Below are 22653 nucleotides of genomic sequence, written 5' to 3'. Positions count from 1 at the left end.
GAAATTATCCTCAAGCCTATCCGCTGGGACTATTGAGAATGGTGCAAGATCTGAGGTAAGTATAGTAGGGATAGTTTAAAGATTTAAAGAATTTCTTCAGCAGTGTGAGCAACTCAATCCTGACGTGTTTGCACGATCCTGAGAAGAAAGCACTGAGTCAATTACAATTAACCAGTCGTAGAATGTGGTGGCGAGTGATTGCGATCGCTGATGACACTAAATCTCACGCCTGCTAAGGGTTAACTTCCGATCGATTGAGACTGCTTTTCGGTTCGACGAAGGTACAGGGAGTGGCGATAGTCGTCTGATGCGAGGATTGTTGCCCACTCTAAGAACGGCACACTCAAACGAGGGGAGTAAGCGGTTGCATGATTCAGTTTATCAAGTAGGGGTTCAACTTGACTCAGTGGAGAACTGGGCAATGCTTGAACTTCTGGCTTCTGAGGGGGACACAGTTCTTGAGCGACCCACATTACATTTAAGTCTACGATTAACTCTTCAACATCCAGACAGTAGGTTCGATTGGTGACTTCATATCTGGCGCGATCGCGGATTTGCCGATGGGTCACATATCCCGATACCCGTAACCAACACGCTTCTAAATTGAGTTGCACAGCCACATAGTAGTCTGCTGCCCAGTTTGCAATATCCACCCATTCTTGAGGAATACAAAATTCAGAGACATTGCTTTGATCATCCGGAATCAGGACAATCCGAGTTTCACCAACCGTCAGAACAGCCCCATTGACGAATTCCCAAACCGACCCATTCGAGCCGGATTGCAACGCAGGATTAATTTCCTCTTGAAAGCAAGCCAGCAAGCAATTAAAGCGTGTTGAGATAGCCATTCCAGCGTGCAGCAGCATTTGAGTACGGTGATTGGGTGACACCATGCCAGGTATGTTCCTGCTTTTGTTCAGGTAGCTCTAACCATAACTGATGCGGGGAAATAGCCATTAAATCGTTAAGGGTGAATGCCATGATTACTACTGTTTGCTTTGTAACACTCGGTCTACGTGATAGTGCTCTACTGATAGATGGGTGCTGAAGGCAGAGGATTATGCAATTTTGCTGGGTGATGTTGCGATCGTTTCAACAAGCCTCTTTAACAGATACGGGGCTTCTCCAGGGAATCATTCATTTTCTTAAACAGATTGACTTTGCCAGAGCTTCTGGATGATCTGCATAAAGAGTTTATGAAGGCACCCACTAGACCATTAGAAGTGTCTTGTTGAGTTTCACAGGCAGAGGTATCCTCATGCAGTCAAGTCTTTCTGATGCCAGAACAAGAAGAACTGATCAATGGCTAATTAGACAACAATTGGAGATGTATCAATTCTGGTGGGCGATCGTTTCAGCGATGAATGTAACACTCTTGATCGGGTTCTACAGCACCAACAAATTGCCCTATCTCTCAGGAACCTTTGGCATTGCTAACCTTTTGCTTGCCACCCTAGTCCAAAATGAACTAGTTTTGCACTGTCTTTATCGATTAGCGGTTGCCGTTTCTAAAAGGGTTCCATTCGGGAAATATCATATCAATGCCAGTGTTCATCATATGAAAGGGGTTCACGCGGCATCTGCTAGTTGGGGATTTGTGTGGTTTTTAATCGATGTATTACAACACCTCAACGATTTGAATCGTGTTGTATTGGTTACGACATCTTTCCCGCTACTGATTCTCTTGCTCAGTATCATCGTCACAGCAACTCCCCCGTTCCGTCACAGATTCCACACCTCATTTGAGAAAAATCATCGTTATCTAGGTTGGCTCAGTCTGCTCGTTCTGACTCTGCATGTGATATTGCTGCATTTTTCTATTATTAATCCAGGGCAAGTACCCACTCTAAAAGCTGTTCTGGTTGATCCGATAGTTCTGATGACGACATTCATGGTCATTAGTGTAGCTCTGCCTTGGGTTAACGTACAGCGTTGTGGTTGCTTCAAAGCGCACTGCCCCTCTCCAGATGTGTTAATGTTGACTGTTCCTGGAAGGGCTAATATTGAAGCATTTACTCAAGTTAGCCTAAATTTAATTGAATGGCATTCATTCTCGATCGCTAGACTGTATTTCGATCAGCAAACCCGCGAATTAAAAGCTGAGTTAATCATCAGAGCAACCAGGAACTGGGCAACAAGTGCGTTTGATCACGTCCATAAGAGAAACCTTCCTGAGTATGTGTGGATTCGGAGAGTAAAACCGCCTGGGTTCATGTTTTCAATCCATGCCTACTCCTGGGTGCTTGTGATCGCGACTGGAGCGGAAATTATATCTGTCCTGCCCCACATTGCAAGCAGAGGTTATAAGCTTTGTTTGCTGTGGATTGGCAGCGACCTTCAAGAAACCTATGGCAATCAGGTTTGGTCAGTCATATCGAGGCACCCTTATCTGAGAATGTATGACACCGGGCTGTATGGCAGTCCCAATATGAGCCAACTGACTGCTCAAACAATTGAAGAATTCAGACCGCAAGCTGTGTTTTGTGCCTCTAATAAAACAGTCACCGAATCCGTCACAAGTTTGTGTCTAGCGCAAGGGATTCCTGCTTACGGGGCAACTTCGTAGCACGCTCTCTACTAGCCCCCAGCAAGACTAAAATTTTTGCTTGTTCTGCGACCTCTCCGTTAATGTGGGTGCTTTCGCAGAGATCGGTTCGCTACTAAACTACAAGAGAAGAGGAAACCAAGATGTCAACGGAAGATAAGGTGTCAACAGAAGAAATTTCGTCCTTGCTCACAATTTACTTTGACAGCATGGCAGCGATGAATGCAGAAGGCTGGTTAGAGATTTTTGCTGAAGATGTCGTTATTCACGCTCCGATCGCACACCCTCCAAGACCAGTACATAGGAATTCTCAGCAGTTTTTCAAGATAATATCCGACTTTTTTGAAAAGATATAACGGTCGAAAGACAGTAGCTTCTTTGTGAGGAATGAGGCAGCCGTCAAATGGGCGATGCAGGTTACCAAAAACGGTTGCTCTATCACCGCTGAGGAACTTAGGAGATTTCCTTTAATAAATTTCCCGGCTGTCTCCATCGAGAGTTCTGAAAGTCAAAGTCCCCCAGAATTGGGGGATTTAGGGGGCTTCCCAAGGTTGGTAACTTCTTTGTAGAAATCTCCTTAGTGTTTTTGAAATCAATGAGGCTGGTAAGATTCAAAAGGCATTGTCTGATTGGGGTGAAGCTGCAATGATGGCGAAACTAAAGAATCAGCTTGCCCATTCGCCGCTAAAATCTTTGCAACAACACCAAACAAGCCCCATTATGTTTGAAAGACTATCGGCTCAGTTTAATCCGTCTACACGATTTCTCAGCAGTGACTTTGCCCTCCTAGGTTGTTTAGCTGCTTTGAAATTGCTGCTCCATTTTCTAACAAATGGACGCTATGGCTATTTCTCGGACGAGCTTTACTACATTGCTGCGGGAGAACACTTGGATTGGGGCTTTGCCGAATTTCCTCCACTGATTGCTGTGATTGCAAATATCAGCCGTGGGTTGCTGGGCGATTCCCTATTTGCGATTCGCCTATTTCCTGCAATCGCGGGATCACTAACGGTTTTCTTAACCGGAGTCATTGTGCGCGAACTGGGCGGCGGAAGATTTGCACAATGTTTGGCTGCGATCGCGGTCATCCTTGCACCTGGATATCTATTTCTGCAAACTATTCTGACGATGAATGCGTTTGAGCCGTTGCTATGGATGCTTTGCGCTTATCTAGCCATTTTGATTTTGAAGTATGAAGCCCCCAAACTCTGGCTAGTCGCTGGATTAGTCGTCGGCATTGGACTGATGAACAAATTTTCTATTGCCTTCTTTGCCGTTAGCCTGCTGATTGGCTTCTTGCTCACCCCGGCTCGAAAGCTTCTATTTAACCGATGGCTTTGGCTGGGAGTTGCCCTGGCGATCGCGATTTGTTTACCAACGGTAATTTGGCAGAGCCAGCACGGTTGGGCTTTCCTGGAGCATCAGCGGGAGTCTAATCTATACGAGAAGAAACCATTCCTTCAATCCACGCTCGACCTATTCTTACAACAGTTTATTTTAATGAATCCTGTAGCATTGCCAGTTTGGTTAGCAGGACTCTACTACTATCTATTTACCAGCAGTGGAAGAAAGTATCGAGCATTCGGATGGACGTTTGTTATCATTCTTGGACTGTTTCTATTCTTTGAAGCTCGCTACTACTATTTGCTGCCGATTTACCCTGTGTTTCTTGCTGCGGGAGCCATTGTGTTTGAGCAAGCCTTCCAGCATCGTAGATATTTCAAATCTGCTCTGTTCTGCCTTTTAATCGCTGGGGGAATTATCTTAGCGCCGATCGGGTTGCCCATTTTGCCGATCGAAACGCTGATCAGTTACTCCAATGCGATTTATCGACCGCCCACATTAGCGAGAGATTCTAAGAATCAGGCAGAACAAGCGCCCTGGCACTTTAGAGCCATGCTGGGTTGGGAAGATACGGTGGCGACTGTTGCAGCGGTATACGATCGTCTCTCGCCTAGTGAGCGGTCTGAGTGTGCCCTCTTAGCTTGGCGGTATGGGGATGCGGGAGCGATCGATTTTTGGGGACAGAACTACAATCTGCCGAAAGCAATCAGTGGGCATACAGGCTACTATTTTTGGGGATCGAGAAACTACTCTGGCAAGCTTGTGATCAGTGTCGGAGGTAATTTAAGCTTCTTGAAACAACGATTTGATTCAGTAGAACAGGTTGCGACGGTGACGCACGAAAAGATTGTAGGGATTAAAAGCGATTTGCCGATCTACTTATGTCGAGGCATCAAGCAGCCGTTGCAAACGATTTGGTCTGATTTCAAATTCTACTTCAAACGTCCAACCTAGCTCTGTATCGCCATCGAGCTTACTGCATCACCCCAAATAGTACAAATCGGTCAGCGATCGTCTTTGGTTCAGCGATCGCTGACTTACTTTGGGATTGTTAACGTGAATGGAAAAGCACTACATGATCAGCATCAAATCGGGGTTGAGACGTTCTTTGTCCTCAAATGCGAAGGTGTCCAATGTGTGTGTGACGACAGTCCTGATTAGGAGTTGTGGGAGTTTGGAGGTTAGTGGTTGGAGTTAGTGATTGGCTGTAAGTTAACGTGAATTCGATGAGAGTTTTTCCGCTTCGTTGTTCACGGCTCCTGCCCTCCAAGCTGCCAATTTTGGGGACTTTAAGAGAGGAATTCTGATCAAAGTCCCTCACTCGTCGGGATTTAGGGGGCGTTCCTGGATCTAAAAGCGAAGCGAAGCGTTCAGCGAACTGACGTTAAGTTAATAGCTAAGAATGAATTACTAAGAACCGCTATTTCAAGATTCTCACGGCTGACTCAACATGAATTCGATGAAATCTCTCTCCGCGGTTGTTAGCCCAGGTTGCTCCCTAGATCTTCCATGAGTGAGAGACTTTACAACCGCAAATCTGATCTGAAAGTCCGCCAGAGCTAGGGGGGTAGGAAACAGGAGGACAAGACACCGAAGTGGGAAAACGTTGTCGAACTGACGCTGATTTAGGGCTGCTACAGCTATGATTGAAATATTTATAAGGTTGAGGAGACGCATTTGTTTGGTCTGACTGTATTCTATCTACCATTGCTCTGCTCCAAGTTGATAGCTATACCAAAAAATTCTCTCACTGCTTTTTACAGCCTTCTTGCCGTTGATTCTGTCGCCATCCAGTCCCTTCTGCAAAACCTTGACGGTAGTACAAAAAAATGCTGAATAACCGATGTTGCAGTGTCGGTAAACAGTTTAGCGAACCATTTCTCCAGCCCAGGCAGTAGAGCTTGTATAAGAAACCCATCCGTTCATTATTCATTGCATATCTTCAATGAGTGGTGTCTGATGGCGTTCACATCTTGCCCCGAAGTTCTTCAGCGTATTAAGGGACTAAGGGACTCATGCAGCCCATCAGCATTTCTTGGTTAAGTACGTCCTAAATCAGTTGTAAGAAACTTTTGAAGTAGCAGGTTTTTAGTGATTCGTTCTTAGCCATTAACTTACAACCAACCGCTAACATTGAATTCTCACCCCTCAAAAAGGATAGTTATAGGTTCTGTGGAACAGTTTGCGGGAGTAATCTACAAGGCTGCTCCAATTAATTAGTGGGGAATTCTGTAAGCTATTTATGCAGCGATCGCTTACCTGTTTGGCAAGAAGCAGATCAAGCGCGATCGCATTCATTGAAGCTGCCGCATTTAGTCAGCGGATAGTACAGTAGGATTGCTCTCCAACATTTCGAGTAGTGCCGCCCTGAAAGCCCCAATTGTGAAAGCTGCGATCGAGGTTGGTAAACGTCCTGTAAATAGGGTTAATCATGGTTGAGTTTCTTCTGCATAATCAACGTATTGAAGCACCCATTGAATAAGTAGAAGAGTGTTGCAATTTCGATGTAATCAATGATGAAAGTAACGTACTGTGCTCAAATCTCCAACTTTCCTTCTCAGTATGAGACCGCGATTCACACCGCATATGCTCGTTCGGTCTCTCGGATCGAGCAGCCACTCATCAGCGTGTCTTACAGCCTGATTGTTGTTCCTGTGCTACTTGTGTCTTCTATCGCACTCTACCGAAACCACCGTTCTCGACAATTACGCAAACAAGCTGAAACCTTGGAGCAACTCTGGAAGCTCGACCAAAACGATCAGAACAACGTCTTCTAATTCATCTCAACCTCAAACATAGAAATTTAGCGTACTTTACGTTAGAACAGCACTAAACTGAATTAACAACGTTCGCAGTACTGATATAAATTTCTCGACTTCCAAACTCAGATGCAAACCTATTTGATGCTGTATTAGGCTCTCTCGTATTTGTACCTCTTGTACAACTTGCGCTGGTCGCTTACTGCTGACGATACCAGTCCAGAGTGGCTCGAATTGCAACATTGAGCGGTGTCGCAGACCATCCGAAAGCCTGCTCAAACTTGCTTGATACCACAATCTGTGGCTCAGTGTATTGATAGAACATTTCAACAAACTCGCGTAGATTTGCGTCAAATAGCCCTATTGCCTGAATTGCGAGTTTCGGCAATCGCTGGATACGAACTGGGTGCCCAACTTCTTTAGCAATCAACTGCACCATTTCCCGCTGCGTCACAGGCGGCGCAACAACGGGCAGCAACCAGACATGACCCAGCGCTTCGGAGCGCTCACCTAACGTTGCTAATCCCCGCGCCACGTCCTCAATATAGGTGTAGCTATGCGGGAGGTCAAGATTACCGAGCAACTGCACAGGCTTATTTGCAAACACCGCAGGAAAGACACGATCGCCCAAAGCAGAATTAAGGACACGCGAACCAAAGAAGTCAGCCGAGCGACCCAGCGCTACCCTCACCGTTCCGGCTTGATGCGCTGCTAAATACTTCTGGGCAACCTCAGCCCGCATCCGACCCTTGCGCGTTGTAGCAGCATAGGGAGTTGCTTCTGTCATGGGCTGCCCGTGGGCTTCACCGTATCCATACAGTGTGTCTAGCACAATCAGCTTCGCATTCACACGGGCTGCACCGTCGATAATGTTGGCTTGAAAGCGGGGAATCAACTCGACTTGCTGAGGATAGGGAACATTCGCACAATGATAGACAACGGTTGTTTCAGCACAGTCCGATCCTTCGGAAGCTGTCGTCAAAGCGAGTCGTACTTGCTCTACATTCAGCACATCACCCGCTACAACCTCAACTCCTGATGGAACCGCCGCTTTGCCACTGCGATTGATGCACCGCACCTGTTTGCCGCGCGCATGTAGGAATTTAGCAAGTGTCGTGCCTGCTGGCCCTGTGCCAAAGATAATGTGCATTTTGCCACCTTATTTCTGAACTATATTTTGTACGATAGAAGGACTGCGCCGAATAATCTGTAACCTTGCCCTCGAAAGGGTATGCTGTTCAGCCCGGACTCTGGCTAATACTTCCGAAGAGACAGATTCTAGACAATCATCTGTTAACTGAGATGGATTGTAGTCTAGTCGTAGCTGAGTTTCTTGTACGATCGCGCTTCCAAATAGTTCAGTTGCGATCGCGTTTCCCAAAGCAAGTCCATCCAGAATACTACTTCCGGTAATGCGATTACAATCTACGACAATGCGTTCTGAGACAGGCTCTACGCCAAGCAGTTTTAGCAATTCTAGGGAGAACCAATCCGTTGTGGCGCGATATCCTTTCAGCAACCCAGCAGCACCCAGCAGCAGCGATCCGCTACCGATTGAGGTGATATAACGAGCGCGTTCACCTTGTACCCTCAAGAACCGGAGAAATTCTGCATCTTCTAGTTTGGCCGTGACCCCCAAACCACCCGGAACAAACAATACATCTAAATCAGGCGCTTTTTCAAAGGATGTATTCGGAACCAGCGGAAATCCAGAGTCAGAGTAAACCGGATCGAGCGTGGGTGCGAGTCGATAGATTTGAGTGTTTGGCAGGTGCGAAAAGATTCCGTAAGGAGCCATGAACTCTAACTCACTGAAACTTGGAAACAACATCATGCCGATCCGAACCGGGGGAGTTTGTGGCTGAAACATCATTGACCTCGGATGAATGGTGATTCCTGTAAAGTAGTGGGACTTTCTAGAAGTTGTTTATGCAGCAGTGCCAGAGTTGTGCTTTGCGACAATTGTTTCGACCTGCATATCACTTTGCTTTTAGCACCCACAGGTCAGTAGAGGATCAGTAGATTGCAAATGATTATTTTTAGTCGGTTCCAAGCCGTTAGATCCCCTCTAGCCCCCCTTAAAAAGGTCTACCGTGTACACACAAGTCGTTGTCGCTTCGTTTCAGTCGGCTTCAGCCCCCTAAATCCCCCAGTCTGGGGGACTTTGACCAAGGAAAGATTTCCAAAGTTCAAAGCCAGGACGACGGCTCAAAGTCCCCCATTTTTGGGGGATTTAGGGGGCGAAGGATCTTAGCAATGACAGACCGATCGACTTGTGTGTACACGGCAGCTTAAAAAGGTAGAGCCGATTCATAGCTGTGAGAGAAAACCTGTAGCCTTTATCAGTCCGTTCAAGCTTGCTCTGGAACAAAATGAAGGATCGGGGCTCGCGAGATGCACTGATTGCAACCGTTAGTGGTGCGTTTCTCTATTGCTCAACACACCCTACAAAATTCGGTATCATTCAATTCTCATTCCTTAGCAATTCGTTCTTAGCCACCGACTTACAACTAACTACTAACCACCGAAGTCTCACAACTCAAGTAGAACAGATATCAATCAACGTGGCGGTTTCCAGTCATCACCATCCGAACTCCACCCTTTGGAGCCAGCGTAAACCCACGGCGTTGTAGTTTAACAGGTTTATCCTCCGCTAAAGCAAGTTTGTATTTAGACAAAATCGTTGCTAGAACTAGCTTCATTTCTAACTGAGCTAAGGCAAATCCTAAACATCGCCGACTGCCGCCTCCAAACGGAAAATATTCAGACGCAGAATACTGGCGATTAAGAAACCGTTCTGGCTTAAACTGTTGAGCATTCGGATACAAGTCCTCCCGGTAATGCACCAGGTAGATTGTTGCCATGAAAGTTGTCTCTGCATCAAATGAATATCCTGCGATCGTCACAGGTGATTTAGCAATACGGGGAAACAGCATCGGTAGAACTGGATACATCCGCAGAGTCTCTTGACAAACAGCAGTCAGGTAGGGAAGTTGAGCTAAATTCATTGGGGCTGATTCCCCTAACCCATCTAGTTCCTGAAGCAATCTTTCACGCACCTCTACTCGTTGATGAATTTGATAAAACGCCCACGCGATCGTGGTTGCTGTCGTTTCATGTCCCGCAAACAAAATCGTCAGCAGTTCATCTCTTAATTCCTCATCCGTCATTGCTTGCCCATTTTCATCTCGCGCTGCCATGAGTAAGCTCAAAACATCGGTTCGCGTCTCCGTCCCCTGCGTTCTTCTTTCCTCAATTTCTGCTTGAAGCAAGTTGTGAATCTGGCGCTGGCGCTGCTTCATTCGTCCCCAAGGCGACCACAATCCCCAGTCTCGTTGTAAAAACTTAAAAAACAATAGGCTCGATCGCAGCGGCGAATCGGTCATATCGATCCACTCGGTCAGCAGTGGTTTGAGTTGTTGATAGCGATTAGCACAGGGCGCAACTCCGTGGGAACCACCTTCGCTCAAGCCAAAAACGACCTGCAAAATCACCTCTAGACTAATCTGCTGCATCGCAGTCCGTGCGATAAACGATTGACCCACTTTCCACTGACTCGCAAACTGTTCTGTAATCTGACAGATCTGCTTTGCATAAGTCTGGAGCCGTTCTCCATGAAAGGGGGGCATTAACAATCTGCGTTCGCGCTGATGTCGATCGCTATCAAGCAAAATCAACGAATTTCGTCCCAGTAGTGGTTCTGCTAGTTCATTAGCCCGACCGACATCAAACTTGGCATCCTGGCTAAAAATCTCCTGAATCGCTTGAGGATTGCCAATCACGACAGCCGATCGAAATTTGCCCGGTTGCATGATAAACATATCGCCATACTTGCGGCTGTATCTGTCCTGGCATCCCAGCGGATCGGCGATCCAATTGACGAGTTGCAACCAGGGTGGACTGCTCACGCGCGGGAGTTGCTTCGACTGGATCTCCTCTCGATTCGAGATTTGCATGACTTCAATCTCCTGTGCAATAATCGTGCTTCCCGCCAGAGTTTTAACCTGGGTGAATGATAGTCAGGGCTGCTCTTTTCGGCAACGTTATCATGGGTCGCTAGTAGACTTTCAAGCCTGCTGTTGCGGCTGATCGTGGCTACAGGATAAACCGCGCCCTACCTCATGAACAAGCGTTGAAGATACATAGAATAACATGAATCCAACCAGCGGATGAATCACTTCCAGGTGCAACGGCGTTTTGAGAGGAATGCTGCAAAATTGGATTCCCAGCAGTATAGGTAAACTGACAGTGAGACGCTGAACTTTAGGTGAGAAAGGCGCAGTGTATGACCCGCTCCACAAGATCAATCCACAAGATCAAAGACACGGGATTTAGGGGGCGAAGCGAACTGGAACGGAGCGACAAAAATCTGTTCATGACTCATTTAGGATTGCTATAGTACTTGAGCCATCAAGCAGATATTGAAGAGGATGGAAGTCGCGTAAAAGCCAAGTTTTATCCAGTTTGTAGCTGCAATATTGCGATCTCTTCGAGTTACCCGCAAGGGGTCGATGCCTGAAGTGGTCATCTCAAACTCCCTGACTGACGGGTAGATTGAAAACTTGAGTCGCATGTGCGATCGCTTTATTCACCAAATCCGCACCTGCTTTCTCTGGAGAACCCACATCGAATGGCGGGGCAGGATCGTACTCGATCAACAGTTGGGCAATCTTGGCGGCTTCCTCACCACAAAGCATTTCAGCAATCACTAGACCAAAATCAATGCCTGCCGTTACGCCACCCCCTGTCATGCGATTTCGGTCAATCACGACTCGCTCGGTTCCAACTTCAACGCCCAATCGTGCTAGGGGTTCGCGAAACAACCAGTGAGTGGCCGCTCGATACCCTTGCAGCAGTCCTGCCTTCGCGAGAAACTCAGACCCAGAACATACAGAAGTCACAAATTTTGCCCGGCTCCCTTGTTGTCGAAAGAAGTCAAGCACCTCTGGATCATCTACAACCGCCGCCTGTTGGAGTCCGCCACCGACACAAATCACATCTAAAGGTGGGCAAGTTTCAAAGGTGGTATCGGGGACAATTATCATGCCATCATCTGTTTGAATTGGGTCTAGTGTTTTCCAGATGCGGTGGATTTGGATACCTGGCAGAGCAGCAAATACGGATTGCGGCCCGATAATGTCGAGTGCTGTCATGCCGGGGTAAAAGACCAAACCAATGATGTATTGTTGTGAGTCAGTCATGAGTTCATTTCCTGCTGGCGATTGCAATTAAATCTATCCTTATACTAGAAGTGGCAACCAACCTCGCCTAGACCTCGATCGGGTACACTTTGCTCATGACCCATTCCTTGAAGCTTTTGTTTGAACTGATTCATCAAGTTGAAGATGAACAAGATTTGCGATCGCAACTCGTCCCTCACATTGGGGAGTATTTTGCCGCAACAAAACGAGGAATCTTTTTCTTTGACCAATTGCATCACCTCGATCGCAAGCTTCAGAACATTCTAGACATTGCCCTCTCAATTGAACATAACCCTGTGGCGCGTTATCTAGTCGATCATCATGCGCCCGTTCATGAAGCCTTGGTCACCTCGCCCAAAGCTTGGAAACTAATCTGTCCTCGCCCCGATCATTGGCATGTGATGGCTGGGCCGATTATCGATCGCAATCAACTGGTCGGGGCTGTGGGTTGCACTCGTGAGAAGTCAATGCCCGCCTTTACAACCCAGAATCTTGCTGATCTTAGTGCGATCTGCCTCCATTTATCGGTCTGGGTTACATCCAGGCGATCGCAAAGTAACTCTAACAGCACATCGCAGAATCAGTTCTTGCAAAGCGCTAGATTGACATCGCGTGAGCTACAGATTGCCGAACAGGTCGCTTTAGGGCAAACAAACGCAGAAATTGGTCGTGAACTTTGGATTAGTGAGAACACGGTAAAGCAAGCTCTGAAGCGAATGTTTCGTAAGCTCAAGGTTTCGTCTCGTGCAGAAATGGTGGCACTGATCTTGACAGGAAGATCCCCACACAAGATTGCGGAGACTAACAAATAACAACTTTTCTTATTGAGATATCTTATTGGGATAGATTTGGCTCAACGGTTCCTTCAGAGTTGCGTGCGCTAATCGCTGGAAAGTTTTCAAAATTTCGTTTCACCCAATCCATACCCACTTCGTTATTGAGCTTGATCCGTTTGGGCGCATCGTTGTAGAGTTTGCCTAACATTTCAGCATCTTGTTTAACAGCAGTCTCGACCAATTTTAGAATAGGGTGTTTTGCCAAGTTTGCGATCGGATGCTTGGCTTTTCCAAACATTAGAACATAAGTGCGAATCTGTGTTTCAGATTCAGGTACAAATAGATGACATTGCTTCACCGTTCCGATCGAGGAGTCTTCGTGCAGAATGACGATCGCAGGGAAAAAGTTTTCTACATGAATGTTCATGACTTTTGGCAGCACTAAGACAGCCGGGTTTTTCAGAATATCTCGAAACTTGTTTTTGGCTCTGGGTGTGTCATAGTAAGCATAGGAATGTAATCCCTGGTCAATGAATTTTTTGAACTGCACTTCTTCAATTTCAAAGAACGCGCGATGTGTTCCGTTTTGGTGATTGTAGTCGTGCATGATTAGCAGCATCGCCAGTAAGTTCGTTTTAACGCTGCAATCGCCAATAAAGCCAATAAAGTCATACTCAGCCGCAAATTCATTCAAAATAGTTGGGATCGAAATTTTTGGCTCGACCCCTCCATACGACCAAACAAAGTCACCTTGAATAATTAGCTCTAACGGCTTTAGCAGCGACTTTGTAGGGTTGTTTGATCCGGGTAAAACCGTGCATCCGGTTGAGCCAAATTCCAACGCATGAAAGGGACACGCGATTGCGCTGCTGCCGTCTAAATGAGGCACACACCAGCCTTCAGAGAGCATTGCGCCCATGTGTGGGCAAGCATTAGGCAAAGCCGTGATGGTTCCATTATGATCCTGCCACAGAACATAATCGTTACCGTATAGCGAAATTTTCATCGGCTGATTGGGCTTTAACATCGATCGATGAGCCAATAGCCACGGACTCCCTTCTAGCATTGTCATAATTGTCTCAAGTTTGGCTAATTTTCGTAAAGAACTGGACGTGATAGCTCACTCCATAGTAGGAAACTTTGATTTTTTTCTAATTTTTCATCTTGCCAGTATTCAATCCCAAATCGACTGATTATTTCTGCCTCACTCGTTCTATCAATACTACGAATCTAGTAATATAGAGCTTAACAACGTCTATTGACTTGGTGGGTAATTCCATTAATGGTTTATGCAGTCTATCGACTAAAAGATGAAGAATTTTTGGCGTTGCCGAATGGAGGAATGATTTGCCCTCATCTCCAAACCTTGCAAGCGTCTAGGGAGCCGCCGTATCAAAATTCTCTACCTCTGCGGCTCTCTTTCATCTCGTTTGACTAGTGAGACATCATTTGTTTAATTGCTTTTTGTGCCCCTGGAATGTCTAAATAACCAGAGGCGTAGTTTTCATAGAGAAGGTCTTCGCTGAGAAAACGATCGTGCTTCTCTAACATGACATTCTTCACTGTAGCAGCCAGTTTTGTTGCATCTAAAGGCTTGCTGGCAATGAATCGCAAATGTTTTCTGACATCTTTAGGAGGCAGACCTTCGACAATGATCGCGATCGCATCTCGACTCACCGATAACCCTCTGGCTTGCAACTGCACCAAAATTGTATTCATGACAATATCACCACTCCAGGGAAATAGAAGCACCTGCCGACCATTGAGCAAAATTGAACTCTGATCGAAGTTGTATTGAATAAAGTTTTCTCTCGCTTCAATGAGCAAATCACGAGCGATCGCATCTAAGAAAATCGGCACGTCATCAGAACAATAAAGGGTATACATTTCTTGGCGGACGCGATCGTGAATCCAACCCCCGTTGCCGCTAAAGGCGGGCGCTCGACCTGCGGAGGCGGCTTCAACATTAATCACTTTGCGATCGAGATCCACCGACAAAATGCACCAGCGCTGTCCTGCAAAAATTAAAAATTGACCTTCAACTAGTGGATAGTTAATTGGTAAAGTGCCAAGCGTTTGACCTGTGGTGACAATGCGATATTCCTCTGGCGTATGGAAGGCAGTGTAGAAGGTGTAATGATTGACCAGCCGTTCGCCCGTCAGACCAAGAATTAGCATTCCGTCTTGACTTTGTTGAATGAGATCTTGTGCGCCCAAACATCGCAAGAGGTGAATAAACATGGATGAATTGACGCGATTAAACGCACCTGTTTGGCACAAGATTTTCCAGGCTCGATCGGCTTTCACACCCCCGTATTCTGCAATTAGCGACAGGAGTTGTTGAATTAGCGTCGAGAGATGCAGTTTTTGAATCATAGGCGGTTCGCACCAGCCTTGTAGCAACAAATTGAGAATCGCGATCGTTTGCACTAACTGAGGATGAAGTGAGTCTTGTATAGACGTTGTAGAAGTGACTTCGGGTTCTGAAATATAGCAGCGCAAAATGGCTGGATCGCCTTCACGTCGGCCCGATCGTCCCAGTCGTTGGCGAGTGCTGGTCACAGAGAAGGGTGCGCCAATTTGAGCGATCGAGGTCATCGCCCCAATATCAATTCCCATTTCGAGCGTCGTGGTACAGACTACGTTGGCGGGGTGTTCCCCTCTGAGCGCCTGTTCTGCCGTCTCGCGCAGGTCTTTAGAAAGGCTGCCATGATGCGGTAAAAACTCATTGGGAACGCGATGATCTTCGCATAAGCGGCGGAGTCGATCGGCGTAGGCCTCAACCTGCGATCGACCGTTGATGAAAATTAGATTATTCGTTCCCCTGAGCACTTTGAATAGATGATCTGTGATCTCCCATTCGTCGTTAGCGCTTTTTCCTTCGGATTCATCAAATTGCAGATAAAAGGCAGCTTTCTGATATCCACGTATTTGAATCTTAAGTGCTTGTCCCGCATCTGATGAGTGAATTAAAAATACTGAATTACCATTATCGGGACGTAAAAAATCTGCTGCCAGCGTCATGTCTCCCAGCGTTGCGCTTAATCCAATTCGAGGGATCTTTTTATCGACAATTAATTCAACTCGATGTAATAAACTTTGTAGTTGTTTGCCTCGCTCATTGCCAATAAACGAATGTAATTCATCAATCACAATATAGTTCAGGGCATTAAAGGTTTCTCTCAGTCGATATCCCTGCCGAACAAATAACGCCTCCAAAGATTCTGGTGTGATTAAAACAATTCCAGACGGCTGCTGAAGGATCTTTTGTTTACGTCCCGCTTCAATATCACCATGCCACGGATGAATCGAAATTTCTAATAACTCTCCCAACTCTGACAAGCGTCGATATTGATCATTGATTAACGCTTTAAGCGGACTGATATAAAGAACATTGAGGGAACAAGAACGATTATTGACGAGTTGAGAGAAGATCGGCAAAAATGCAGCTTCGGTTTTTCCACCTGCGGTAGTCGCTGAAATGATCACATCCAGTTTGCCAGAGAGAATGGGAGCGATCGCTTGTTCTTGAATGTCCCGCAATTCCGTCCAATTTTGTTGCCAGATCCAGCGCTGGACGCGATCGTGCAGTTGATGAAATCCTGAAGATGAATGATTAGAATTAGAGGTCATGGTCAAGGTCGCATTGTGTTAGCTTGAGTGTAAAATATTTGGACTGCAAGAGGGGCAAAAGGGATGCAGTCAGAGCCACGGGAGCTTCAGATTTACGAAACCGAATAGGGAGAAGCTCCTTTCTCCTCTTGGTTAGATTCTTTACGAAGTCGAGAGACTAGAGCAAAGATCAGAAAGCGACTAGACCGAGTTATGTTGGGAAACTTAGGAGATTATAAATTTGTTGGAGAAGGGGTTTTTGAGCTTAGAATTGACTACGGGCCCGGTTATCGACTGTACTTTGCCCAAGTTGGAACGCTGATTGTTTTGCTACTATGTGGTGGAGACAAAAGCACTCAAGACAAGGATATCGAGCAAGCTAAACAGTTCTGGATTGACTTCAAACAACGTGAAAATGCCGACTAATAGAAGCTATCACTCTTATTTAATTGAGTCTCTCAAAGATCCACAAGAAGCAGCCGCTTATTTAGACGCTGTTTTAGAAGATGGAACTTCTGAGGAGCTAAGTTTGGCTCTAAAGAATGTTGCAGAAGCTCAATTTTCTGCCTTCAAGGAGTCACAACAATCTGCAAATCATGAAATGGCTCATTCAGTTTTATCTCAACAAGCTCAATTAGATGTTTCTATGTTGACTAAGATGTTAGATGAACTGGGGTTTAAGCTTTCTGTTTCGCCTAAGGAGAAGGCTGCTTAATTCACGCATCAAACTTTGAAATATTTTCTAAAGTCGAAAAGACGCTAAATCGTCATCGTCAGGAGTGTCGAAGCGTTCTGAGGAGAGCAAATCGGGATTTTCTTCAGAATTAATATTTACTTGAGAAATGAGATCTGTCCACGTGATTTGTTTATTTTGATCGAGAACTGAGAGCAGATCAATAAAGGCTTTGATCGTGTTGCGAGGAGTACGAAAATAAGCGTCACCAATGCGTCTTGAACAATGAGCCATAAACGCTTGAATCCCTTCATCCGGTAAGAGAGATTGATTAGAATCGCCCGATGCAAAGACATGACGAATTTTACTCAATAAAACAAACAAATCTTCAGGGCTGAGATTGCCCAACCGCAACACAGGATTGCTGAAATCGACTAATCCATTCACCGCAAATGTGTTTTCTGCTAGACGAGACTGCAACGCAGGATAACTATATAACCCTCGTCGAGTATCCATTAAAAAATCAGGGGTGCCGCCTAACATAAATCCTAAACCGATCGCTGCTCCTTGCAGACTGTCATTTAAGATGCGTAGGATTTGTTCATAGTTACTTTTTCGGGCTTGAGTGTTGGCTAATTTATACAAGTTAACCAGTTCGTCGAGACTAATCAAAAAGCCTGAATATCCCGCTAATCGCACTAGTTGAGTAAAGAGTTTTAGCTGTTCGTAAATGTTGGCATCATCGACGATCGTTCTCACTCCCAGAGCATGTCTCGCATCCGTTCGAGTGGTATATTCTCCGCGCAGCCAGCGAATAGCATCTGATTTGAGAGTTTCATTACCAGTGTCATGACCGCGCCAGTAAGCCGCTATCACTTCGGCAAAATCGTAGCCGCCGACCATCTCTGACAAATGCGCTAATCGTTCGCGAATCACGACTTCTGGATCGACTGTACGATCGCGCCCTTCACTCACGGCTGAGGTGACAAATCGTTCGACAATGCTGGGGAGTGCGCCGCCTTCAGGTTTGGTGCGAGTGGCGAGGTTTTGCATGAGTTCTGCGTAGAGCGATCGAGCCTGTCCTGATGTGGCGTGTAAGCGTCGATCGGGCGTTAGATCTGCATGAGCAGTGACGAGTTTTTTTTCTAGCGCAATCGATCTCACCAGTGATAAGAAAAACGTTTTACCAGAACCATATTCGCCAATCACAAATCGAATCGCTGATCCCCCTTCGGCAATGCGATCGAGATCTCGAATCACTGCTTTTGTTTCGTCAACGCGCCCGACTTGAATCAGATGTTGTCCCCGACGAGGCACGACTCCCGCTTGGAGTGATTGGATGATCGTATCGCGATCTTTTGCTTTGATTGGAGGATTCATTATGCCAATAACTCTTGTAACACGTCTGCATTCACTTCGATATGATCGTCGCCTTCAAAAATAGGTTCATCACAGCGATCAAAGGCTAATTCATTGATTGTTTCTAGGGCACCATCTAGCATTAAATTAAATTGGAGAGCGATCACATTTAATTCGTCTCGCTGCCAACAGGTTTGCTTGGATAATGCTAGTAAAAAAGCAGTGTGATCTGCGTCTAAGCCTGCGATGGTTTTAGGAGCAATTGCTGTTTCTTCGACAAAGATCTCTGCCAGCAGGTTAGAGACTTCTTGAGACTCTGCCAGTTTGGATTGCACTAACGTCATGTTGAGCGCAAATTCTGAGGGTGCTAATGGAATTTGATAGCCTTGTATGGGTGCGGCATTGCGGACGGTGACGGGTTCCTGGGTGGTGCGATTACCCCAAAGGGGGAACTGCTTTGCAACGTGGATCTCACGATACAAGCTCTGAGCCTCAAGCCCCAACAGATCATAAACTTTCTCTAGCAGTTGTACTAATTCAGGAGTCGGTTGTCCATTGACTAATTGGACTAGAAATTTAGCAATCCGCGATCGCTGTTCTAGTGTAATGGAATCGATTCGCGTCTTTAGATTCTTTAGCGTTAGTTTTTCTTGACGAAGCCATTGTAAGTGAGCATTTAAGCGTTGTTGCTCTGATACTTTTAGCGTTGTGAATGTGAGTAAAGTTGGTTCTAAGTTATGTTCTATATCTGATTCTTGATGAATGGCGCTCTGCTTCGCAGTTACCGCAAGGGTCGCTAAATGTGCCGCCAGCGTTGCTTCAAAGTATTCAGGTGATAAATCAGCGTTCACACTAGACTGAAACAGCACAAGGTTACTTTTGATTGTCGGCAATGCTCCACCAAAACGCGGATCAGGTTCTACTCCGTAGCCAAGCTGCTCTAAAAGATGAGAAAGCCCGATCGCTTCTGATTTCGTCAGCTTTTCAGCATTCACACCTGACCAATATTTGAATAACTCTTTTCCTGAAATAACAATCGTTTGTGATTCCAAAAACTGCTTCTCTAACCATTTCTGCAACTTCTTAACAACCGTTCCCCCATGTGTTGATAACAGTATAGAAGGTAGAAGTGCGATCGCTGCTGAACTGTTACGATCGTTGGGATTTCTCCCCAAAAAACGGCTCAAAGGTTCAAGCTCGATCGTACAGCTTTCAACCACATCGCCGACGCGAGAAAGCTTGCCCGGAAACTGAGTCACATCGGGCAAACCAACTAGATTAATCGGCACCGATCGCCCAAATGAATGATTCATCGGCTGATACTCCAGCTTCAAATTCACTTTGGGATCGAACTTCAAACCCTCGCCATAATGTTGAGCATACCGCACCCGAAACAATGCCTGAAACTCAGAAAAACAGCGCGTCGCTGCCAATTTCAATTGTTTTTTACCCAAACGGCTCCACCAGGCGATCGCCCAATCTGCGGGAATCGATTGCCCCTGTTGCAATAGTTGCCCTAACGCAATCTGCACTGCTAAAGGACTCGCCTCCAATGGATTCACTGTCTCGTAAAGTGGACGCGATCGCATTGCTCGACACAGATCCAAGAATGAATTCGCTTTGTAACCAAATGTTCCACTGATGCCATAGCTGCGATCGCCATAAAGTTTCTCAAGCTGTTCTACTTCGGCAATGATTTGGTTGAGTTCTGTTTGGTATTCGTTAGTTTTTAATCCCAAAAAGTCATGAAACACGCGCCGTTCTAGCCCATAAAAAAACAGCCACACATAGCTAATCGCCACATTGGGCTTGCGTCGTCCCGTTGAGAGCCATTCTAGATAGGCGGCTCGGCTGGCGGGCTTCATTTGGGTGTAAGACGGCGAATAGGGCATCTGTGTCCCTTGATAGTCGGGGTAAGGACACTGCACCTTGAGTTTAGGGCGAATCAAACACGGCTCAGTCTGGTTAAAACTTCGCAAACTCATCAATCCATCGCCCACATACACCAGCCCCGGAATTGTATAGCGATCGACCTGCACCGTTTTGTCTGCGGGAATCCAGGCTTTTTGACCCGCGATCGTGCAGTCTTCGATCAGTCCGCCGAGATATTGCAGAACTTGTTCGCGGGGAGCGGCTCCAGGGCGTTTCGTTTCGGCTGGCTTGCGCGTCTCTTTGGGGTTGGTGTTTGGCAAATCGATGCCCAATTCTTCGAGCAGTTCCCAATATGGTCGAAATTCCATTGAGCTTTAGAACGTCACGATTTGATCAGTTTATCGCCATTCTTGGATGAATGCGACAGATATAGATAAGTAGCTACCTAATAATGAATAGAAGTTCCTTGCCCTGTTATGTCGTCAAAGTCATGTTAATAAACTTCGTCATGAGTTCCGATGTCAAGCAGAACAATGACTTCAATATCTGCATTCTGCTCAATCGAGAAAACAATGCGACAATCATATCCACACGAGCAAGACTGAAAACCATCGAGTTTGCCACTTAGTTTGTGAGTGCCTAAGCTTGGGGCGAATATATCCGCTTCCATCTGCTGAAGGGTGTTTTCGATACGTTGTTGAATATCAGTGTTTCGTTTTACAAACTTGCGAAATGCCCGTTTGAACTTGGGGGTTAGAACCAATGACCTCATGCTTCTGGCTCTTGTAAAGACTGACGCAAAGCTATAATGACACCCTCGGATGACTGATGCTGAAATTTACCTGCGTGGAAATCATTCAAGGTTTGTTGGGCATCTACAGCGATTTCTGTACGGCGGCTCTCGTGATGGCGATTTTGCAGAATTTTAATCAACATTTCCTGCTGCTCATCGGTCAGGTTTAAGGCGGTTTCTAACACTTGGTCGAAGGTGTTCATAGAGTTAAGTGATTATTTACAAGGTTCATCGGCTTGAGAAATTGTATAAATAATATTATATCGCTCATTTTCCTTTGCTGATTGCAGCATATCAAGCAGGAATTGAAGATCCCGTTGCATAAATCACCTGAACGGAGGAAAGTATTTCGTGGCGGCGCAAGTAATTACGACTAGTTTCAATACCTTGACGGGTAATCAGATCGATATCTCTGTGAAAGATAGTCTTTAACTCTGCTTCCATTTGGTCTAGGTTACTAAAAGTGGGGTGAGCTTTTGGGTGAAACTGCACCATCACATCAATGTCGCTGTCAAGACGGAAGTCATCGCGCCAGCAATTCTCAGTATGAGAACAATTCTCACAGGAACTCGCTTTTTTTAAGAATTCAGGTACCTGAAACCGCATTCTCTCGTTAGCGATCTGCATCTGGAAACCCAGTTTTTAGTACGGGTGTTTCAAACTGAGAATTGCTGTCATCGCGCAACATGGAACCGAAGAGGGCAAACTCGATTATTTGCCAACGATCGCAAAACTCAGCAATCTTTTCCATTGGCAATTCTATTGTAGAAATAGTCATGTGATTATCCTCAGAGCTTTAAGGAGTTTATTCTGGCTGCTGTTTGTTCAAACATAACGAACTTCTCTCATTCAAAATTCAGTATTCCAAAAATCGAAGAACTCTTGTAGAATATCTCGCAGGTGGAGTAGCGCCCCGGAAATCTGATATTAGGCCATCAGATCTCCGAGGACTTCCATCTAAAGTTAAGGCGAATAACTTCAGAGGCGATATGATTGTACACCGTCAGCTTTGCGCTGGGATCTTGAAAGGCTGGAATCAAGATCCTGCATACATTTCTCAGTTTGGTGGAGCGTCTGAACCGTCAGCGTTCCACTCCTCTTTGCATCATTTGTACTAATAGAGGAGAACCAAAAATATGGCAGTTAGGAGACATCTTCCTGACTCGGTTTCGTTTGGCTTTGAGTTGCAGTGCTCATTGGTCAGACGGTATCAAGTTATGGTCACATTAGATTTGCAGGAGCGGTTTATTTTTATACCCTCTGGCGTTCTCCCCGATGTGATCGATTCCATTGACGAATTTTTGTCACAACTAAGTGAACTGGCATCGACTAAACTGGCCCTGCTCAAATGGGATGGCACCAGCGACTTGACGACGGAATATCAAATGATTCGGGTGTTGTCTTCCTATCAAATTCAACGCTCTTTGATGAAGTTTAGCATTGTCATGGGTGACGGTTCACTCATTCACTTGGAGGAATTGCACGAAAAAACAACCATTCAACTGTAGGAATTTGGGAGAGTCTTGTTAGCGTCAATTCGATGAAGTTTTTTCGCTTTGGTGTTCAGCGCTTCTGCTCTCCCAGCCCCCAATTCTAGGGTAGGGTTGATTCATTCTAGCCAGAGAATCCGCCCCTCACCCCCAACCCCTCTCACACATGGGCGCGAGCTACGGTGTATACACAAGTCTATACTCACTTCGTTCTAGTCGGCTTCAGCCC

23 protein-coding genes and 1 pseudogene are annotated in these 22653 nt (G+C 45.9%); 9 read left to right on the top strand and 15 right to left on the bottom strand.

What is annotated here, in order from left to right; genetic code table 11:
* Positions 1–239 precede the first annotated feature (239 nt).
* Both ACJ2PR_RS28595 and ACJ2PR_RS28590 read right to left on the bottom strand, forming a co-directional pair.
* Positions 240–848, bottom strand: coding sequence for a DUF1822 family protein (locus ACJ2PR_RS28595; RefSeq protein WP_446879525.1), 609 nt, complete (start codon positions 846–848; stop codon positions 240–242).
* Positions 826–957: a hypothetical protein gene (locus tag ACJ2PR_RS28590; RefSeq protein WP_446879524.1), complete on the bottom strand. Its 132-nt coding sequence runs from the start codon at positions 955–957 to the stop codon at positions 826–828. The genes ACJ2PR_RS28595 and ACJ2PR_RS28590 overlap by 23 nt, the downstream gene beginning before the upstream one ends.
* 301 nt (positions 958–1258) lie before the next feature.
* Here ACJ2PR_RS28590 and ACJ2PR_RS28585 point away from each other — a divergent pair, with 301 nt between their 5' ends.
* The 3 genes from ACJ2PR_RS28585 to ACJ2PR_RS28575 all read left to right on the top strand — a co-directional run bounded on the left by ACJ2PR_RS28585 (position 1259) and on the right by ACJ2PR_RS28575 (position 4843).
* Complete coding sequence (locus ACJ2PR_RS28585; RefSeq protein ID WP_446879523.1) at positions 1259–2566, top strand: hypothetical protein; 1308 nt, start codon at positions 1259–1261, stop codon at positions 2564–2566.
* 122 nt (positions 2567–2688) lie between these two features.
* A complete protein-coding gene (locus ACJ2PR_RS28580) occupies positions 2689–2901 on the top strand; it encodes a hypothetical protein (protein WP_446858347.1) in 213 nt (70 codons plus the stop codon).
* A 364-nt stretch (positions 2902–3265) separates the two neighbouring features.
* On the top strand, positions 3266–4843 hold the full coding sequence (locus ACJ2PR_RS28575) for a glycosyltransferase family 39 protein (RefSeq protein WP_446879522.1): 1578 nt from the start codon (positions 3266–3268) through the stop codon (positions 4841–4843).
* 793 nt (positions 4844–5636) lie between these two features.
* Here ACJ2PR_RS28575 and ACJ2PR_RS28570 read toward each other — a convergent pair.
* Positions 5637–5822, bottom strand: a complete 186-nt coding sequence (locus tag ACJ2PR_RS28570) for a hypothetical protein (protein WP_446879521.1) — start codon at positions 5820–5822, stop codon at positions 5637–5639.
* Between the two features lie 580 nt (positions 5823–6402).
* On the opposite strand from ACJ2PR_RS28570, the gene ACJ2PR_RS28565 reads away from it, so the two are divergent.
* On the top strand, positions 6403–6666 hold the full coding sequence (locus ACJ2PR_RS28565; protein WP_446879519.1) for a hypothetical protein: 264 nt from the start codon (positions 6403–6405) through the stop codon (positions 6664–6666).
* Positions 6667–6847: 181 nt separating this feature from the next.
* Here ACJ2PR_RS28565 and ACJ2PR_RS28560 read toward each other — a convergent pair whose 3' ends face one another.
* The 4 genes from ACJ2PR_RS28560 to ACJ2PR_RS28545 form a co-directional block, all read right to left on the bottom strand.
* The gene (locus ACJ2PR_RS28560; RefSeq protein ID WP_446879518.1) at positions 6848–7798 is read right to left on the bottom strand and encodes an NAD-dependent epimerase/dehydratase family protein; all 951 of its coding nucleotides are present in this window, start codon (positions 7796–7798) and stop codon (positions 6848–6850) included.
* A gap of 9 nt (positions 7799–7807) precedes the next feature.
* On the bottom strand, positions 7808–8518 hold the full coding sequence (locus ACJ2PR_RS28555; protein ID WP_446879517.1) for a DJ-1/PfpI family protein: 711 nt from the start codon (positions 8516–8518) through the stop codon (positions 7808–7810).
* A gap of 685 nt (positions 8519–9203) precedes the next feature.
* Positions 9204–10604 carry a cytochrome P450 gene (locus ACJ2PR_RS28550; RefSeq protein ID WP_446879516.1) on the bottom strand — a complete coding sequence of 467 codons (1401 nt, stop codon included), beginning with the start codon at positions 10602–10604 and terminating at the stop codon, positions 9204–9206.
* Positions 10605–11177: 573 nt separating this feature from the next.
* Entirely contained in the window at positions 11178–11849 is a 672-nt protein-coding gene (locus ACJ2PR_RS28545; protein ID WP_446879515.1) for a DJ-1/PfpI family protein, read from the bottom strand.
* Between the two features lie 95 nt (positions 11850–11944).
* Between ACJ2PR_RS28545 and ACJ2PR_RS28540 the strand changes: the two genes are divergently transcribed.
* Positions 11945–12661, top strand: a complete 717-nt coding sequence (locus ACJ2PR_RS28540; protein WP_446879514.1) for a LuxR C-terminal-related transcriptional regulator — start codon at positions 11945–11947, stop codon at positions 12659–12661.
* Between the two features lie 22 nt (positions 12662–12683).
* Here ACJ2PR_RS28540 and ACJ2PR_RS28535 read toward each other — a convergent pair whose 3' ends face one another.
* Positions 12684–13697 carry a Rieske 2Fe-2S domain-containing protein gene (locus tag ACJ2PR_RS28535; RefSeq protein ID WP_446879513.1) on the bottom strand — a complete coding sequence of 338 codons (1014 nt, stop codon included), beginning with the start codon at positions 13695–13697 and terminating at the stop codon, positions 12684–12686.
* A gap of 210 nt (positions 13698–13907) precedes the next feature.
* On the opposite strand from ACJ2PR_RS28535, the gene ACJ2PR_RS28530 reads away from it, so the two are divergent.
* Positions 13908–14063, top strand: coding sequence for a hypothetical protein (locus tag ACJ2PR_RS28530; protein ID WP_446879512.1), 156 nt, complete (start codon positions 13908–13910; stop codon positions 14061–14063).
* Here the strand turns inward: ACJ2PR_RS28530 and ACJ2PR_RS28525 are convergent.
* Positions 14060–16258, bottom strand: a complete 2199-nt coding sequence (locus ACJ2PR_RS28525; RefSeq protein WP_446879511.1) for a DEAD/DEAH box helicase — start codon at positions 16256–16258, stop codon at positions 14060–14062. The genes ACJ2PR_RS28530 and ACJ2PR_RS28525 overlap by 4 nt on opposite strands.
* A gap of 126 nt (positions 16259–16384) precedes the next feature.
* On the opposite strand from ACJ2PR_RS28525, the pseudogene ACJ2PR_RS28520 reads away from it, so the two are divergent.
* Together ACJ2PR_RS28520 and ACJ2PR_RS28515 are read left to right on the top strand one after the other, a co-directional pair.
* A pseudogene (locus tag ACJ2PR_RS28520) lies at positions 16385–16663 on the top strand (type II toxin-antitoxin system RelE/ParE family toxin); the annotation flags it as partial.
* On the top strand, positions 16647–16952 hold the full coding sequence (locus ACJ2PR_RS28515) for a helix-turn-helix domain-containing transcriptional regulator (RefSeq protein WP_446879510.1): 306 nt from the start codon (positions 16647–16649) through the stop codon (positions 16950–16952). The pseudogene ACJ2PR_RS28520 and the gene ACJ2PR_RS28515, both read left to right, overlap by 17 nt.
* Positions 16953–16979: 27 nt before the next feature.
* Here the strand turns inward: ACJ2PR_RS28515 and ACJ2PR_RS28510 are convergent, their stop codons facing one another.
* From ACJ2PR_RS28510 to ACJ2PR_RS28485, 6 genes are all read right to left on the bottom strand, one after another.
* On the bottom strand, positions 16980–18290 hold the full coding sequence (locus ACJ2PR_RS28510) for an ATP-binding protein (RefSeq protein WP_446879509.1): 1311 nt from the start codon (positions 18288–18290) through the stop codon (positions 16980–16982).
* A complete protein-coding gene (locus ACJ2PR_RS28505) occupies positions 18290–20509 on the bottom strand; it encodes a tellurite resistance TerB family protein (RefSeq protein ID WP_446879508.1) in 2220 nt (739 codons plus the stop codon). Before ACJ2PR_RS28505 ends, ACJ2PR_RS28510 begins: the two co-directional genes overlap by 1 nt.
* A 125-nt stretch (positions 20510–20634) precedes the next feature.
* The gene (locus ACJ2PR_RS28500) at positions 20635–20913 is read right to left on the bottom strand and encodes a type II toxin-antitoxin system RelE/ParE family toxin (protein ID WP_446879507.1); all 279 of its coding nucleotides are present in this window, start codon (positions 20911–20913) and stop codon (positions 20635–20637) included.
* Positions 20910–21137, bottom strand: a complete 228-nt coding sequence (locus tag ACJ2PR_RS28495; RefSeq protein ID WP_446879506.1) for a hypothetical protein — start codon at positions 21135–21137, stop codon at positions 20910–20912. Before ACJ2PR_RS28495 ends, ACJ2PR_RS28500 begins: the two co-directional genes overlap by 4 nt.
* Before the next feature lie 91 nt (positions 21138–21228).
* Positions 21229–21561 carry a nucleotidyltransferase family protein gene (locus ACJ2PR_RS28490; protein WP_446879505.1) on the bottom strand — a complete coding sequence of 111 codons (333 nt, stop codon included), beginning with the start codon at positions 21559–21561 and terminating at the stop codon, positions 21229–21231.
* Positions 21548–21712 carry a hypothetical protein gene (locus ACJ2PR_RS28485; RefSeq protein WP_446879504.1) on the bottom strand — a complete coding sequence of 55 codons (165 nt, stop codon included), beginning with the start codon at positions 21710–21712 and terminating at the stop codon, positions 21548–21550. The genes ACJ2PR_RS28490 and ACJ2PR_RS28485 overlap by 14 nt, the downstream gene beginning before the upstream one ends.
* A gap of 358 nt (positions 21713–22070) precedes the next feature.
* Here ACJ2PR_RS28485 and ACJ2PR_RS28480 point away from each other — a divergent pair, with 358 nt between their 5' ends.
* Entirely contained in the window at positions 22071–22442 is a 372-nt protein-coding gene (locus ACJ2PR_RS28480) for a hypothetical protein (protein ID WP_446858364.1), read from the top strand.
* Positions 22443–22653: the final 211 nt, after the last annotated feature.

The organism is Phormidesmis sp. 146-33 (genome assembly GCF_052939515.1).
Note: the sequence above shows the minus strand (reverse complement) of the source record. Positions and strands in the feature narration are given on the sequence as shown.

Coding starts and splice junctions, on each gene's coding strand:
- ACJ2PR_RS28590 (WP_446879524.1), bottom strand. CDS start 957: ATGGCTATTTCCCCGCATCAGTTATGGTTAGAGCTACCTGAACAAAAG.
- ACJ2PR_RS28480 (WP_446858364.1), top strand. CDS start 22,071: ATGGCAGTTAGGAGACATCTTCCTGACTCGGTTTCGTTTGGCTTTGAG.
- ACJ2PR_RS28485 (WP_446879504.1), bottom strand. CDS start 21,712: ATGACTATTTCTACAATAGAATTGCCAATGGAAAAGATTGCTGAGTTT.
- ACJ2PR_RS28540 (WP_446879514.1), top strand. CDS start 11,945: ATGACCCATTCCTTGAAGCTTTTGTTTGAACTGATTCATCAAGTTGAA.
- ACJ2PR_RS28555 (WP_446879517.1), bottom strand. CDS start 8,518: ATGTTTCAGCCACAAACTCCCCCGGTTCGGATCGGCATGATGTTGTTT.
- ACJ2PR_RS28570 (WP_446879521.1), bottom strand. CDS start 5,822: ATGAATAATGAACGGATGGGTTTCTTATACAAGCTCTACTGCCTGGGC.
- ACJ2PR_RS28500 (WP_446879507.1), bottom strand. CDS start 20,913: ATGAGGTCATTGGTTCTAACCCCCAAGTTCAAACGGGCATTTCGCAAG.
- ACJ2PR_RS28550 (WP_446879516.1), bottom strand. CDS start 10,604: ATGCAAATCTCGAATCGAGAGGAGATCCAGTCGAAGCAACTCCCGCGC.
- ACJ2PR_RS28560 (WP_446879518.1), bottom strand. CDS start 7,798: ATGCACATTATCTTTGGCACAGGGCCAGCAGGCACGACACTTGCTAAA.
- ACJ2PR_RS28530 (WP_446879512.1), top strand. CDS start 13,908: ATGGTTTATGCAGTCTATCGACTAAAAGATGAAGAATTTTTGGCGTTG.
- ACJ2PR_RS28510 (WP_446879509.1), bottom strand. CDS start 18,290: ATGAATCCTCCAATCAAAGCAAAAGATCGCGATACGATCATCCAATCA.
- ACJ2PR_RS28525 (WP_446879511.1), bottom strand. CDS start 16,258: ATGACCTCTAATTCTAATCATTCATCTTCAGGATTTCATCAACTGCAC.
- ACJ2PR_RS28565 (WP_446879519.1), top strand. CDS start 6,403: ATGATGAAAGTAACGTACTGTGCTCAAATCTCCAACTTTCCTTCTCAG.
- ACJ2PR_RS28535 (WP_446879513.1), bottom strand. CDS start 13,697: ATGACAATGCTAGAAGGGAGTCCGTGGCTATTGGCTCATCGATCGATG.
- ACJ2PR_RS28495 (WP_446879506.1), bottom strand. CDS start 21,137: ATGAACACCTTCGACCAAGTGTTAGAAACCGCCTTAAACCTGACCGAT.
- ACJ2PR_RS28595 (WP_446879525.1), bottom strand. CDS start 848: ATGGCTATCTCAACACGCTTTAATTGCTTGCTGGCTTGCTTTCAAGAG.
- ACJ2PR_RS28580 (WP_446858347.1), top strand. CDS start 2,689: ATGTCAACGGAAGATAAGGTGTCAACAGAAGAAATTTCGTCCTTGCTC.
- ACJ2PR_RS28575 (WP_446879522.1), top strand. CDS start 3,266: ATGTTTGAAAGACTATCGGCTCAGTTTAATCCGTCTACACGATTTCTC.
- ACJ2PR_RS28490 (WP_446879505.1), bottom strand. CDS start 21,561: ATGCAGATCGCTAACGAGAGAATGCGGTTTCAGGTACCTGAATTCTTA.
- ACJ2PR_RS28545 (WP_446879515.1), bottom strand. CDS start 11,849: ATGACTGACTCACAACAATACATCATTGGTTTGGTCTTTTACCCCGGC.
- ACJ2PR_RS28505 (WP_446879508.1), bottom strand. CDS start 20,509: ATGGAATTTCGACCATATTGGGAACTGCTCGAAGAATTGGGCATCGAT.
- ACJ2PR_RS28585 (WP_446879523.1), top strand. CDS start 1,259: ATGCAGTCAAGTCTTTCTGATGCCAGAACAAGAAGAACTGATCAATGG.